Annotated in this window: 15 protein-coding genes; 12 read left to right on the top strand and 3 right to left on the bottom strand. The window is 39.2% G+C overall.

The window, feature by feature from the left end; all coding sequences use genetic code 11:
- Positions 1-102 precede the first annotated feature (102 nt).
- A complete protein-coding gene (locus IQ236_RS26035) occupies positions 103-333 on the bottom strand; it encodes a Uma2 family endonuclease (protein ID WP_193871966.1) in 231 nt (76 codons plus the stop codon).
- Positions 334-460: 127 nt separating this feature from the next.
- Between IQ236_RS26035 and IQ236_RS26030 the strand changes: the two genes are divergently transcribed.
- The 10 genes from IQ236_RS26030 to IQ236_RS25985 all read left to right on the top strand — a co-directional run bounded on the left by IQ236_RS26030 (position 461) and on the right by IQ236_RS25985 (position 8,931).
- Entirely contained in the window at positions 461-1,168 is a 708-nt protein-coding gene (locus IQ236_RS26030) for a hypothetical protein (protein WP_193871965.1), read from the top strand.
- A 137-nt stretch (positions 1,169-1,305) separates the two neighbouring features.
- Complete coding sequence (locus tag IQ236_RS26025; protein ID WP_193871964.1) at positions 1,306-2,598, top strand: hypothetical protein; 1,293 nt, start codon at positions 1,306-1,308, stop codon at positions 2,596-2,598.
- 60 nt (positions 2,599-2,658) lie between these two features.
- Positions 2,659-4,065 carry a hypothetical protein gene (locus tag IQ236_RS26020; RefSeq protein ID WP_193871963.1) on the top strand — a complete coding sequence of 469 codons (1,407 nt, stop codon included), beginning with the start codon at positions 2,659-2,661 and terminating at the stop codon, positions 4,063-4,065.
- Positions 4,066-4,077: 12 nt separating this feature from the next.
- Positions 4,078-5,310 (top strand): DUF1822 family protein, encoded by a 1,233-nt coding sequence (locus tag IQ236_RS26015; RefSeq protein ID WP_193871962.1) that lies wholly within the window; start codon positions 4,078-4,080, stop codon positions 5,308-5,310.
- 102 nt (positions 5,311-5,412) lie between these two features.
- Positions 5,413-5,676: a hypothetical protein gene (locus IQ236_RS26010; protein ID WP_193871961.1), complete on the top strand. Its 264-nt coding sequence runs from the start codon at positions 5,413-5,415 to the stop codon at positions 5,674-5,676.
- A 218-nt stretch (positions 5,677-5,894) separates the two neighbouring features.
- Positions 5,895-6,149, top strand: coding sequence for a type II toxin-antitoxin system RelN family antitoxin (locus IQ236_RS26005; protein WP_193871960.1), 255 nt, complete (start codon positions 5,895-5,897; stop codon positions 6,147-6,149).
- Positions 6,139-6,387, top strand: coding sequence for a type II toxin-antitoxin system RelE/ParE family toxin (locus IQ236_RS26000; protein WP_322744375.1), 249 nt, complete (start codon positions 6,139-6,141; stop codon positions 6,385-6,387). Before IQ236_RS26005 ends, IQ236_RS26000 begins: the two co-directional genes overlap by 11 nt.
- 382 nt (positions 6,388-6,769) lie before the next feature.
- Complete coding sequence (locus tag IQ236_RS25995; protein ID WP_193871968.1) at positions 6,770-7,327, top strand: pentapeptide repeat-containing protein; 558 nt, start codon at positions 6,770-6,772, stop codon at positions 7,325-7,327.
- Complete coding sequence (locus IQ236_RS25990; RefSeq protein ID WP_193871959.1) at positions 7,294-8,163, top strand: CHAT domain-containing protein; 870 nt, start codon at positions 7,294-7,296, stop codon at positions 8,161-8,163. The genes IQ236_RS25995 and IQ236_RS25990 overlap by 34 nt, the downstream gene beginning before the upstream one ends.
- A gap of 171 nt (positions 8,164-8,334) precedes the next feature.
- The gene (locus IQ236_RS25985) at positions 8,335-8,931 is read left to right on the top strand and encodes a GNAT family N-acetyltransferase (RefSeq protein WP_193871958.1); all 597 of its coding nucleotides are present in this window, start codon (positions 8,335-8,337) and stop codon (positions 8,929-8,931) included.
- Between the two features lie 48 nt (positions 8,932-8,979).
- Here IQ236_RS25985 and thrB read toward each other — a convergent pair whose 3' ends face one another.
- Positions 8,980-9,918 (bottom strand): homoserine kinase, encoded by a 939-nt coding sequence (gene thrB, locus IQ236_RS25980; protein ID WP_193871957.1) that lies wholly within the window; start codon positions 9,916-9,918, stop codon positions 8,980-8,982.
- A gap of 69 nt (positions 9,919-9,987) precedes the next feature.
- Positions 9,988-10,242, bottom strand: coding sequence for a DUF7219 family protein (locus IQ236_RS25975; RefSeq protein ID WP_193871956.1), 255 nt, complete (start codon positions 10,240-10,242; stop codon positions 9,988-9,990).
- A gap of 413 nt (positions 10,243-10,655) precedes the next feature.
- Here IQ236_RS25975 and IQ236_RS25970 point away from each other — a divergent pair, with 413 nt between their 5' ends.
- On the top strand, positions 10,656-12,023 hold the full coding sequence (locus tag IQ236_RS25970) for a folate/biopterin family MFS transporter (protein WP_193871967.1): 1,368 nt from the start codon (positions 10,656-10,658) through the stop codon (positions 12,021-12,023).
- A 14-nt stretch (positions 12,024-12,037) separates the two neighbouring features.
- Positions 12,038-13,513: a carotenoid oxygenase family protein gene (locus tag IQ236_RS25965; RefSeq protein ID WP_193871955.1), complete on the top strand. Its 1,476-nt coding sequence runs from the start codon at positions 12,038-12,040 to the stop codon at positions 13,511-13,513.
- Positions 13,514-14,002: the final 489 nt, after the last annotated feature.

Genomic DNA, 14,002 nt, shown 5'->3' with positions numbered 1-14,002 from the left:
ATCCGTTGAGCAGTTAGAAGAGTTATTACATAAATTATTAAATGAAGGAGAACTAATCATTAATTGGAATCGTAAAATTAAAAACAAAGGCAATGCCGTTTATTAAATCAAGCTGCGTAGCAGCTTACTACTCCAAATTTCGAGTTGAGTCGCTATTTTAATACTGCGTCTCCCTGTATTTCCTCCTGTTGGTGACATAATCGTTAAAACTCCTGATGCAGTCCGTTCAAATTTTAAATCTCGATTGTTTTGACATAATTCAAAAAACTGCTCATCAGTTAAATCAATCGTTAATTGCAGAGGAGTTGATAAATTAATTGTGGCAAATTCCATCACCTTTCCCTCATCGAAATTGACTTATTAATTCAAAAGAAACCGGGTTTCGAGGTTTCTTGTTTCTATTTTGCATAACTCTAACAGATTTCTACGATATAGCAATGTACCCAATAGAAAAACTGTTATGAGTCGCACCTATTCCCGTCGTCACTATCAACCCTCACCCCCAGTTGAGAATCTCCCTTGGTGGAAATCCCCCTTGATCTTAGGATCTATTATAGCAGGAATGGGGATCATTGGTAGTACCCTTTGGATTGAATATACCACTCAACGAGTCATCCATATTCGCGCTGATGATAGTTCCGATTCTGCTGAAAAATATAGCTTAGAACGACAACAACATTGTCGCGCCAGTATTCAACAGTATAAACCCGGTGATATTGCAATTACTACGGCTTTTGCAGACCGTCCAATTACTACTCAAAATATCTCTATTTTCAATAGTTTATCGCTTTTGGGTCAGTGTAATAAGGCTCAACGTCCGATTAAAAACCAACAACCCGGCACTTCGCTCATTTTACTATTAGAAGACGTTAACAGACTCATTAAAAAAGAGCGCGATCGCCAAAATTATAACCCGGTTGTTGTCACTATTACTTTACAGGATACTGAACCAGGGCCGAATCAACCCCCACCGGATGATCAACACCTTCAAGAATTAGTACATCAAATTACAGCCGATCAAGGAACAATGATGTTGATGGTGGAAAACCCGAATGTTAATCATCAACTGAGAACAGTTATAACTGAGGAAACCTCCGCCGAAATCTGCTCCTTTGCTGATATTTCAAATTGTGTTAATAAAGCTTTTGAAATCGGGCGGAAATTATAAATTTTTGCTAGAGGTAAAACCTTTGCATAACGTCCAAAAGTTTTCTCGATAGTAAGGTAGAACAAAATAATTGTTAATCGATCAAACCTAATCGTTAACTTTCTCAAACCCTCGATAGTCATTAAGGAGTATTGATCATGAGTTCTAATTATTCTCATCACCATCAAAAACAGTTTCAAATTGATCAATTAGTTGATAGTTGGCGGCATCTTCCCCAAGAAGTTATCGCCCGGTTGCCGAAAGGTCTTCGTGCTAAAATGAGTGAACGACAACAGCGATCGGGTAAATCTCGTGTGGCAGAATCTCGCATTGATGACTTAAAACCTAGTGCTAAACATCAACCCTCGGACTCTTTTAAAAAAGCAACTAAAATTGTTGTTGTGATAATTGGTGCATTAACCTTTAGTGCCGGAACCCAAGTATTAACCTCCCGTTTAGGATCAATGGCGTTACCTGCGGCAATGGCTGGGGGTGCTTTAGCGAGTTTTTTCGTTGATGACCGTGCAACTAAAGTCACAACAAAAGCTCGTTTAGCTCACAGCACAAATCAAGCACTAAGTAGCATTATTAAGCAAAAAGAATCCCAATCTTTTATTAATGAATTAGGAGAATTATACTACAGCAGTCAAACCGCATTAATCCAAGAAATTGAAAGCAAAAATTTAGGTAAACAACTCTGGATTGATGGGGTTTTAGCGGGGTCATTAAGTGCGGCAGAATTCACCGTTAGTTTTTGGATTGTGGCACAATTAGGATTACCCGGAGGATTATTAATTGAAGGAATTGCTGCTAGTTTACCCGTAACATTAATTTGGATTGCTGCGGCTTTTCAGAGCGATCAATTTGAATTACCGGAAAAATTTGCTGATTTAATGAACAAATATAAACCCGCTTTATTTCCCCCTGTAGGAATGGCAGAAGAAGAATTAAAAGACCTGCTGACGATGGAAATTTCCCAAGAACAACGGATTGATTATTTAGTGAAATTCGTTGCAGAAGGAGATGATAGCGGACGGTTAAAGAACTTACCAATGGCTGAAGCAGATTATGATATTAGTCAAATTCGCGATCGCAAACATCAGTTAGAACAAGAACGAGATCAGGCTGTTGAACAACGTTTATTTGCTGATCGTGCTGAAATTGCTAATCTGCCGAATCAATTCCCGATTCCTGAAGTTAATCCGACGGGTTTGAGTCCCCAGCAAATTAAGGAAAAGGAGGAAAGAATTAAACAGCAAAAAGCGATTTGGGTACAGCAAAAAACGGCTGAATTAAAAGCTAATTTAGAGCAAGATTTAAAAATAATCGCTCACCGTTATGAAACCCAGATCAAGCAATGTGAGGAAGACCTGACAGAAGTTCAGAAGCGGTATCATGAGGGATATGATCGCTGGCAAGAAGACGACGAACCGAGAAGCGACATTGCTTAAGAGAATTGGGAGAGGATTAAGCGAGGGGTGCTTTTCGGGTATAATCCAAGTATCCCTTTTTTGCTTGACCTTTCAACTATGCACCCATTAGATGAAAAGCTCGAAGAGTTGGTATTAAAAGCGCAATTATATTTTAATGACCCTCCAAGAAGGCGTAGAGTTATACAGGAGTTATGGGATATTATGTTACCATCGACACACCGACTACCAAAACCTACTGATGATGAAGCAAAGCGCCGACTAGGTGGCTTGAAAAATAGCTGTCGTAACATATATGGGTCTAAATTAGAAGGTGATTTTGAGGAAGATTGGCCTGATGTTTTACAGGAAGCTCAAACAGAAGTTTTGACGAAAATTGATATTTATAAAAAAGGAGTTGATTCTCAGCTATATACAGCATGGCTGAATTTTTGCCAAACATTACCATCACAGCCAAATCCTGAAGTTTATTCAGAGTTTCAAAACCAAGTCGAGAAATTTCGGAATCGTTTTATTCAAAGACGAACAAAAAAGGTTAGTGCTCAAAAAGTAATGATTTTTGCCTTTCATCTCCTGCTCCAGAGCGGGTCAGATAAAATCCTATTACTGCTTATGCACGACTACCCAAAAAAGAAAAACGGCATGATTGTTGTTAAACCCTATCCGCAGGAAAAAGCCCAACATCTATCTCAAATTTGTGAAAATTTTGGCAACAGCACTCAAACTAATGAAATAGATTTACAACAAGCTTGGAATACTTTTTGTAATGAAGTTCAGAAACTTTATCGACCTCTCAAGTTTTGGAACTGGTTTGCTAGTTATATAAAATTTCGCTTTATTGATATTATCCGAGAGCGAACCAAAGAGGTTTCATTAGATGCGCCTGTTGGGAAGCAAGAGGAAAATGATCAACCTCAAACGAGATCAGGTAAAATTCAGGCAAAAGCTGATTCAAGGATGTCTCCACAAGCAATTAAATTGATCTACGAAGATCCAGATGAAATTTTCAGAGGAAAGCATATTAAAAATTTTCCTCATGTTAATTTTCGAGAAATTGCGCTTTTAAAGTTTCAAGATTTTACCTTACAACAAATTAATAATCACTTTGGAAATCAAGTCAATGCTCAGACAACTATCAGTCCTTTTTACACTCGTAGCTGTTATTATTTTAAGCCTATTCTCGAAGAGTATTTAGAAGCCAAAATAGCATTACCACAACCTGTTATCGAACAAATTGTCAACGATATAGAAGGGAGGTATAATAAAAGAAGAATGCCAGGTAACTCTCAAATCAGTTTTCAAGAAATAATTCAATCTCGATTAGGAGGAGTTCCCTCTTGGAAAATTCTAGCACAACAATTACGGGTCGATGTCAAGGATTTGATTTATTTTTACCTAGATTCTATTAGTTATTTTAAACTGATGACAAAACCCAAGACTCGAACCCGAAAAAGTAAGAAAAATAGTGAAGCAGAGATTAACAATTAGGAGATAACAGCCATGACTTACACGAATCGTTCAATGTTTACAGTCCCCCTAACCTCAAAAGCTTATAAGTTAGCTAAGTCTTTTCAAAGTCAATATGAAAATCCGACTAAAGCTCAACAAGTTTATCTGAATACCCTTGCGGTTTATGCGGTAGAAACCTATTGTGAATGTTTAGGAATTGAGACGGATATAGAAAATTCTGATAGTCTAAATCCCGTAATGCAGCCGTTAATGAATATCGCAGATTTAGAAATAGAAGGAATTGGAAAAATCGAATGTCGTCCTGTTTTACCTGAAGATAAATTTTGTTATATTCCCGTTGACACTTGGGAAAATCGCATCGGTTATATTGTTGTAGAAATTGATGAATCCTCAAGAGAAGCAACCCTATTAGGATTTTACCCTCCGGTTAATGCTTTAGAAATGATCGAATACATTTCTCTTGATAGTTTTCTTCCCCTAGAAGCACTGATAGATCATATTAACCGAATAGAATCAGCTTTGGATTTTATTAAAAGTGATGATCCGGTTGTGGAGACAGTTAAAACCCGACTCACAGAACGACCCTTAACAGCAATTATCACTGAATTTGAACGAATTTATCGCACCTTTTCTAAAGAAAAAAGGCCCTATGCGGGGGGTGAATTTCTAGCGAGTTGTGTTCCAGCACAAGGAGAAATGGGTTGGCGTGGAGGGAACCGAGAGGAAGAATTCAGTAATGATAAATGGCAAGAATTAGCTGAGGAGTTATTGAATAAATTAGATAAGATTTGGTCAGAATTTATTCGGTTAACTGACTGGTTACAACCGAATCAGATTCAACTAAATGGTGATTTTGTGGCTTTAGAAAGCTTCTTAGAAAATTTAACCGAAAATTTGTTTTTTAGATATGCGACTGCACCCCGTTCTCGCCGTGCAGAAACCGAAGATATATTAGAGAGTATCAGTGGAATTCGACCATTTCAACTGGCAGAATATCCCTTAGCATTGGTTTTAGCATATCAAGTCGAAACGGAGGAACAACGCACAATTATTGCCCGATTATATTCTAATGGTGAAGATTCTTATTTACCTCCCGATCTTAAATTAACCGTTTTAGAGGATACTGAAGTAGTGTTTTTAGAGGCAACTTCTCGCAGTGCTGATAATTGGATTCAATTACAATTTCACGGAGAACCCGGAGAACATTTTAGTATTAAAATAGAACTGGGAGATATCAGCATCATAGAGAATTTTATGATCTGAAGGTAATATAGCAGCGTGCGATCGCTTCTTTCAATTTTCTGCATAACTTTCAACTCGGGTAACGATAAATAGGCATCAGACAAAAATACAAGGAGTTTTAATATGGCTGCTTCGGAAATTGTCATGCACCGGATGTTTGTCGAAATCGTTGCCCAGTATCACCCCTTTGCTGAGTATGTCGGTTATCAAGAGGCTGAAGATGGGTTTATTATCTGCTATCGAGGCGCGAATGGGGAACAATATATGGCAATTGATACTGAAGGAAATGTGTTAGGAGATACCACGATGGGAACAACAAGAACAATGGGAATTGTAGCTATCAGTGCCGCGATTCTCGGTGCAATGTTTGGGGGTTCAAATTCTTAGCTAGATTAAGAAGCCGGGTTTCTAAGGTTATCGGCTTCTATCAAAAATTTTATTAAGAAACCCGGTTTATCAGCTACTACTGAGGGGTTCAGAAACCGGGTTTCTTATGTTATCTTTCGACTCTTATCAAAAGTTTGTTCAGAAACCTGGTGTCTCGACTTGTAGATATTTTTCCTGACTTGATGTGATAGAATAGACGCAAATTTGAGGACAACCAAATGAAAGCCGTTGAAGTCACAGGAACCCTGGATGAAAAAGGTCAATTGTCCCTCGATTACCCCATTGAAAAATTCCCCCCTAGTCGCGTGCGAGTGATCGTACTTTTTCCCGAAGTAATTGAGGAAGTTGAAACCGATCCTGATGATACTCCCATTGAAGAAGTAAAAGCCAGTCTCCGGCGAGCATTAAAGCAAGCTAAATCAGGACAACGCATCCCCCTTTCTGAAATGTGGGAGGGAATAGATGTCGAATAACACCCCTTTTGTCCACATTGATTTAACACCTGAGTATAAACGGAATTTACGCGAATTATCCAAAAAATATCGCAATATCCGGTTAGATACTCAGTCAATTATTGAGCAATTCCAAGCTGGAAACTTTATAGGCGATCGCCTTGCCGGGATGGGTGAAAATTATGTTATCTTTAAGGTGAGAGTTAAAAATAGCGATATCCAAAAAGGGAAAAGCGCTGGTTATCGACTTATCTATTAAGTTGAATCACCAATTAGCATACTTCTCCTCACTATTTACTCTAAATCAGACCGAGAAGATATTAGTCCTAATCAAGTTTTTAGCATTTTAGCCGAGTGCGATCAGGATAATATTTAATAACTGCCAAAACTGCTTATCTTATTTACCAATTTATAACTAACTCACAAAGGTTCAGAAACCGGGTTTCTCATGTTATCTTTCGGTTAATATCAAAAGTTTTATTAAGAAACCCGGTTTCTTGGCTTGACTACAGGGTTCAGAAACCGGGTTTCTCATGTCATCTTTCGGTTAATATCAAAAGTTTTGTAAAGAAACCCGGTTTCTATGGTTGACAGTTACTAGCCCTTAAGCTCTAGTATAGTGTCAATCATTATAAGTCTTTATTCGCAAAATAGCCGTTTTCTTTGCCTCAACATCTGGCACCAACTTTCGTAATGCGAATTTAACCGATGCAGATTTTACCCAAGCAACCCTCAAATGCACGAAATTTATGGGCACAAATCTGACTCGCACTCGCTTTTATGAAACTAAAAAACTACTCCTTGCCAGAGTTGGTAAATCGATCTTAGACCCCTTACCCATTCGCTCTTTATTGGTTACGGGTAATGGTCACAATAAATCCTATCTTAATGCCAATCTCCGAGGTGCAAACCTCATGGGTGCAGACTTGAGTAAGGCTAATTTAAAAGGAGCAAATATTAGTGATGCCACGTTCCAAAGTGCTAATTTAGAAGGAGCAAACTTAACCCTAACTGAAGCCATTAATACCGATTTTACCCGTGCTTTGATGACAGGTGCTTGTTTAGAAGCTTGGAATATTCAAAGTAATACTAAATTAGAGGATGTTGATTGTCGATATATTTATCTTTTAGAATATCCCAAACTTGGAACAGATGACCGAGAACTATGCAGGTTTCTAAATTTGATATTGATCAATTAGCTGAACAATTAGAAGATCAACTTAATAAATGGTTAAATGCTGACCAATTTCTAACGATTGATAGAATTCTCCGTGAAAAATTCCAACGTTCTGATGAAATTCAAGTTATTATTCAATCCGATGATATCAATGTTCGGCGACTTCCTTGGCATTTATGGGACTTTTTCAAACCTTATCGGAAAGCAGAAGTTGCGTTAAGTTCGCCTTTTTATGATCGACCTATCAGAACAACTCCCCAGAGAAATCAAATCAGAATTTTATCAATATTAGGGGATGACAAAGGACTGAATCTGGACAAAGATAAAGTTGCGATTGAAAAAACAGGTGCAGAACCTGTCTTTCTCCCTAAACCTAACCGCAAAGAATTAGAGGAACAATTATCGTGTCAACAAGGTTGGGATATTCTGTGTTTTTCCGGTCATAGTTCGAGTGCAATGGATGGCAGTAACGGTTGGTTTTATATTAATAATACTGATAAAATTACAATTGCTGAATTAAAAACGGCTTTAACAACAGCTATTGAAAATGGTTTACAAATTGCCATTTTTAACTCTTGTGATGGTTTAGGATTAGCCAATCAACTAGCAACGTTACATATTCCTCAAATTATTGTCATGCGGGAACCTGTACCTGATGCAGTTGCCCAGGCATTTTTAACGCATTTTCTCACTGCTTTTGCGAGTGGGAAATCGTTTTATTTATCAGTACGAGAAGCGCGAGAAAAATTGCAATCTTTAGAACAACATTTTCCCTGTGCGTCTTGGTTGCCCATTATTTGTCAAAATCCGGCTGAAATTCCCCCAACTTGGGAGTCATTGCGGGGTATTTCCAAATAATAGCGCTAAAGCGCAACAACGCACCCAGAAACCGGGTTTCTCAACAAACTTTTGATATTAACCGAAAGATCACGTTAGAAACCCGGTTTCTATTCTTCCAGGGTTTCTAACTTCTGCATAATTCTGGTTTATTTGCCCGATGAAAGGTTAGTTAACCAAGCATAGCTACTGATGGAAACTAACCCCATAAATCGGAAATTTGCCGGAAGTCTTGCTACTTTAGCACCTCACTCTTACTATCCTAATACTTGGGAAACAGAACGGCTATTCCTCAGACCTTTTTCTGCGGAAGATTTAATGGATCTTTATCGAGTTTATGGTAATCCAGAAGTGATGCGTTTTATCGATAAAACGGGTAAAACTTTATCGGAAACTGAGGCAGAATTAAACAGTTATATTGACCATTGGAAACAACACGGTTTCGGGAATTTTGCGATTATTCACAAAGCTTCTAATACCTTGATTGGTCGCACTGGACTGTATCGGAATCAGAGATCTCCCTATCCCCAATTTGGTTATATTTTAGACCAACCTTACTGGGGTCAAGGTTTGGGAACAGAATTGGCTAAAGCTAATTTAGACTATGGGTTTAATATCCTGCAATTTGAAACAATTGCCGCCTTTGTTATGGTAGATAATTGGACTTCTCGGAAGATTTTATCGGAAAAATTGGGAATGGGATTATTAACGGAGCAATTTGCTTATTTATATGGAACATTGGCTTATTATATCATTGCGCGATCGCAATATTTAACCCATCATAGCTAAAATAAGAAATAGTTAATTTTGGGAGTGCGATCGCTACATTTCCAGAGATTACAAAACCGATGACTGAATTGTTGCCCCCTGAGTATCCAGTTGCAGAACTTTAACCTCTGGGTGAACGCCTGCTTGTTGCCAAGCTTGGGTCATCGCTTCTGCAACCTCAGAGGCCGATGCCTCATCCGTTAACGCCAATAACGTTGGCCCGGCACCACTAATCACTAATTCACAAGCACCCCCATTCAACGCAGCCGCACGAACTTGATCAAAGCCTCGAATTAACGCTTTTCGATAGGGTTGGTGAATTTTATCCTGTAGTGCAACCCTTAACCATTCAGGATTTCCCGTTTCTAAGCCCCGAATTAACAGTCCCAAATGGGCCGTATTAAAAATAGCATCTCCCCGACTATAGGTTTGGGGTAAAACCCTTCTTGCTTCTGCCGTTGAGAGTTCAAAATCAGGAATCGCCAGAACAGGTACAATCTTAGAATGCCAAGGAATTTGGCAAATTTCCCACCCTGGACTGTTTTCCCCTCTGGAGACGGATAATTGACAATTTCCCAATAATGCAGGAACCACATTGTCCGGGTGTCCTTCCATTTCAACGGCCAGTTGCAGGATATCCATTGGGCTCAAAGGATTTCCGGCTAACGCATTACCCCCCACCAGTCCCCCAACAATAGCCGTAGCCGAACTTCCTAAACCCCTTGCTAAAGGAACCCCTAAATCAATCTTAATTTGAACGGGAGGGGGGGTTTGACCCAGATGTTGATAAAGCTTCACAAAGCCTTGATAAGCCAAGTTACTTTCATCCGTTTGCACTCCTGCCGCTTCTGTGCCGTGAACCGTAATCCGAAGCGTCTGGTTTGTGGAGGTTTCTAGGGGGGAAAATTGCAGGGTATTGTATAAGGTTAGGGCGGCTCCAATACAATCAAATCCTGGGCCTAAGTTGGCAGTGGTTGCCGGAACGGTGACAGTAAACGTGCTAGGCATTTTATCGATCTAAAATAACAAATAGCCAACTTGTAATCTTAGCCGACAATGCCTCCTGATCGTTAGGGATCAACGATTTTCCGGGGGTTCATCCCCAGATTTCCCAATTCCTAAACTTTTTTTCGATGAGCGTAATTTTTTCCACAGATGTTTGATTTGTTGATAAGCTTCCTCGGAGGTTACTTTTCCGTTTGTTTCTAGTCCACAAATATAGTTGACTCGCTGGGCAAATTCCTGCAAGTTGGAATTAAAAACCAACTTCTCTGGCGTAAATTCTCCGTGGTAGCGACTGCGCGGAAACAGGAAATCATCACGTTCTGACATAGCTATCTCCCAAAGAATAGGACTGTGGGGTTGAGATGGACGGACAATGAGCAATTGACCACCACTGAGAGGATAAAACGGGTTAAGGACGAGTTGATATTTTATTGGGCAAAACCCTTATTATACTTAGCATAGCTTAATGCTGAATGAAATCTTAGATTTAATTTTAGATTTTATTGTAACTAAAACAGCCCTCCTTCTGCCAAGCTCAACAGAAAAACTGCCGATCTTCTGGATCAGCAGTTGATTGGATAAGCTCCTTTATTTTTGTAGAATCCCAAGTCTATAGACTCAAAACTCATATTTTTGCTCCCGTGTCACCCAATCAGATCATCGGGAATGGGCAACGTCCCCATTCAACAATCCACAGGTTATGATCAAGATATTCACATTTCTTAATCTTTCTTAACTTAATCCTGATGGCTTCAACAAGCATCGAGAAACTCCAGCAATTCTTTCAGAAGACCCTATTTTTTGACAATGAGCCCACCCCAGAACTGATCGCCATTTTACTGGTGTACTTTGTCCAAGGAATCTTAGGACTAGCTCGTTTAGCAGTGAGTTTTTTCCTCAAGGATGAATTGGCGATGAGTCCTGTAGAAGTCTCGGTTTTACTGGGAATTGTCCCCCTGCCTTGGGTTATAAAACCTTTATTTGGGTTCATTTCCGACGGTTTACCGATTTTTGGCTATCGTCGTCGGCCCTATCTAATTCTATCGGGACTATTAGGAGCCTCATCCTGGGTGGCCTTGGCTACAATTGTGCATACTCCCTGGGTGGCTGCGGGTGTAATTATATTAAGTTCCCTTTCTGTGGCAATTAGCGATGTGATTGTTGATTCTTTGGTTGTGGAGCGAGCACGTCATGAATCTATTAGTCATATCGGGTCTTTACAATCAGCCTGTTGGGGATCAATGGCAATAGGAGGATTAATTACAGCTTATTTAAGCGGTTTTCTGTTAGAAAAATTTAACCCCCAAACGATATTTCTCATGACCGCTACTTTTCCCTTAATTGTTTCCTTAGTGACCGGATTGATTACAGAAGAAGTTATACCGGAAAACTTAAACGGGAAAAGAATCAAATCTCAACTCAAAAATTTGCGTCAAGCCCTAACACAAAAATCGATTTGGTTGCCTACAGCCTTTATTTTTGTTTTGCAATCAACACCAACGGCTGATGCTGCTTTTTTCTTTTTTACGACGAATGAATTAGGATTTCAACCGGAATTTTTAGGGCGAGTTCGTTTAGTGACCAGTTTTGCTTCTTTGGTGGGAGTTTGGTTATTTCAACGCTTTCTTAAGTCGGTTTCCTTTCGGAACATCTTCTTCTGGTCAACCCTGATCTCAACGGTATTAGGGATGACCATGTTGTTATTAGTGACCCATACCAATCGTGCCCTAGGGATTGATGATCATTGGTTTAGTTTAGGAGATAGTTTGATTTTGGCTGTCATGGGACAAATTGCCTATATGCCTGTTTTAGTATTATCAGCCCGTTTATGTCCCCCTGGGGTAGAAGCCACGTTATTTGCCTTATTAATGTCTGTTTCCAATTTAGCCGTATTAATTTCTTATCAATTGGGGGCTTTACTGACCCATTGGTTTGGAATTACTGAAACCAACTTTAACCAATTATGGCTGTTAGTAATTGTAACCAATCTTAGCACCTTATTACCACTTCTTTTTATTCATTGGTTGCCCGATAATAATGCAGAAATAGAACCTTTAAGTCTTAACCTTCCCACCTCTGAACGGGAACAATTAACTGTCAACCTTTAACCTGATTATCTCAAATGCAGAATCTGATTTCTACCTCTTTAAATTCCTCTGACTCCTTATCCTACGATCTCCAAGCTTGGCAAAAAGGTTATCTGTCTCAACCGCATGAATATGATTACTGGATTGATGATATTGAGGGAGAAATTCCTCCCGAATTAGAAGGAACCCTTTATCGCAATGGCCCCGGTTTATTAGAGATTAATGGACAAGCTTTTCGTCATCCTTTTGATGGGGATGGCATGATATCTGCGATTCGCTTTACCAACGGTCGCGCCCATTATTGTAATCGATTTGTGCGAACCCAAGGTTATGTAGAAGAACAAAAAGCAGGAAAAATTCTCTATCGGGGTGTTTTTGGAACCCAAAAACCGGGGGGATGGTTGGCAAATTTTATGGATTTACGAATTAAAAATATTGCCAATACTCAAGTTATTTATTGGGCGGGAAAACTCTTGGCGTTGTGGGAAGCGGCTCAACCGTATCGACTTGATCCGCATACCTTAGAAACTATAGGAATTGATGATTTAGATGGGATTTTAGAACCCGGAGATGGGTTTGCGGCTCATGTTAGGATTGATCCAAATTGTGAAGAAAATGGCGGTGAACCGTGTTTAGTCAATTTTTCGATTAAACCGAAATTATCCACCCTGATTACAATTTATGAAATTTCTAGTCAAGGAAAGTTACTGAAAAAACAGGTTCATTCTGTTCCAGGATTTGCCTTTATTCACGATTTTGCCATAACTCCAAATTATTGTATTTTCTTCCAAAATCCAGTAAAATTTAATCCCATTCCCTATTTATTGGGATTTTCAGGAGCAGGGGAATGTATTAAATTTCAACCCAAAGACCCGACTAAAATTATTGTGATTCCCCGTAATTCGGGCAAAATTAAATATTTTGAAACCTCATCAGGTTTTGTATTCCATCACGCCAATGCTTATGAAGCTCAAGATAGAATTATTGTAGATTCTATCTGTTATGAATCCCTCCCCGAAGTTCGCCCCAATGACGATTATCGAGAAACGGATTTTTCTCGTTTAGATCCGGGACAACTCTGGCGTTTTTCTTTAGATTTAACTACTGGAAAAGTAGAGAAGAATAGAATTGAATCTCGCTGTTGTGAATTTCCAGCTTTACATCCGAATTTAATGGGTAGACCTTACCGTTATTTATATTTAGGAGCCGCCCATTCTCCTCAAGGAAATGCACCTTTACAAGCCATTCTCAAACTAGATTTAAACACCCAGCAGCGTCAATTGTGGAGTGCTGCACCGGAAGGATTTGTGAGTGAACCTGTATTTGTTCCGCGTAAAAATGCGATCGCAGAAGATGATGGATGGCTATTAACGGTGGTCTATGATTCCCATCACCATCGTTCAGATATTGTGATTTTGGATGGTCGAGACTTGACTCAAGGAGCGATCGCCCGATTACACTTAAAACATCATATCCCTTACGGTTTACACGGCACTTTTGTAACCCCTTAAGGGAGGAATAATTGTTAAATTTCATAACTTTTACGTTCTACGTTCTCCCGATCCCTGAAAGAGGCGTAGAATTTTTTTATAGGGACTAACCTGGCAAGAGACTGTGGGAAAAGGCTGATTGGCTCAAGCAGAAGATTTGGAAGCGGTGTTATACTTGTCAACAGAGGAATAAATCTGGTATACTTTTTCTGAAGTGTTAATTCATCGTTAAACTCTATCCCTCGATGTTTAATAAAAATTGATTAGTTAACTTTTTTTAGAAATCAGTTTTATAAAAATAAAACTGATTTCTAAACGTTAATTTTTTTAACTTAGACGTTGTAATCTGCCTTTCAAAATTCGAGACTAACACCCCTTTTTAAACACCAGAAATACATGGGAGCTTGGTAGCCTCGTCTATAAGCGAGCGAGGTGGAAAAGCGACTCAAGCGGTTTTAACCGAAGCGTAATGATGAGGGTCTTCAATATATTTCTGTATTGTTTCAGCAC

It is taken from the genome of Planktothrix mougeotii LEGE 06226, from assembly GCF_015207485.1.
Lineage (GTDB): Bacteria > Cyanobacteriota > Cyanobacteriia > Cyanobacteriales > Microcoleaceae > Planktothrix.
Note: the sequence above shows the minus strand (reverse complement) of the source record. Positions and strands in the feature narration are given on the sequence as shown.

Excerpts from the sequence above, each read along its gene's own strand:
- IQ236_RS26035 (WP_193871966.1), bottom strand. The coding sequence starts at position 333 with ATGGAATTTGCCACAATTAATTTATCAACTCCTCTGCAATTAACGATT.
- IQ236_RS26030 (WP_193871965.1), top strand. The coding sequence starts at position 461 with ATGAGTCGCACCTATTCCCGTCGTCACTATCAACCCTCACCCCCAGTT.
- IQ236_RS26025 (WP_193871964.1), top strand. The coding sequence starts at position 1,306 with ATGAGTTCTAATTATTCTCATCACCATCAAAAACAGTTTCAAATTGAT.
- IQ236_RS26015 (WP_193871962.1), top strand. The coding sequence starts at position 4,078 with ATGACTTACACGAATCGTTCAATGTTTACAGTCCCCCTAACCTCAAAA.
- IQ236_RS26010 (WP_193871961.1), top strand. The coding sequence starts at position 5,413 with ATGGCTGCTTCGGAAATTGTCATGCACCGGATGTTTGTCGAAATCGTT.
- IQ236_RS26005 (WP_193871960.1), top strand. The coding sequence starts at position 5,895 with ATGAAAGCCGTTGAAGTCACAGGAACCCTGGATGAAAAAGGTCAATTG.
- IQ236_RS26000 (WP_322744375.1), top strand. The coding sequence starts at position 6,139 with ATGTCGAATAACACCCCTTTTGTCCACATTGATTTAACACCTGAGTAT.
- IQ236_RS25990 (WP_193871959.1), top strand. The coding sequence starts at position 7,294 with ATGCAGGTTTCTAAATTTGATATTGATCAATTAGCTGAACAATTAGAA.
- IQ236_RS25985 (WP_193871958.1), top strand. The coding sequence starts at position 8,335 with ATGGAAACTAACCCCATAAATCGGAAATTTGCCGGAAGTCTTGCTACT.
- thrB (WP_193871957.1), bottom strand. The coding sequence starts at position 9,918 with ATGCCTAGCACGTTTACTGTCACCGTTCCGGCAACCACTGCCAACTTA.
- IQ236_RS25975 (WP_193871956.1), bottom strand. The coding sequence starts at position 10,242 with ATGTCAGAACGTGATGATTTCCTGTTTCCGCGCAGTCGCTACCACGGA.
- IQ236_RS25965 (WP_193871955.1), top strand. The coding sequence starts at position 12,038 with ATGCAGAATCTGATTTCTACCTCTTTAAATTCCTCTGACTCCTTATCC.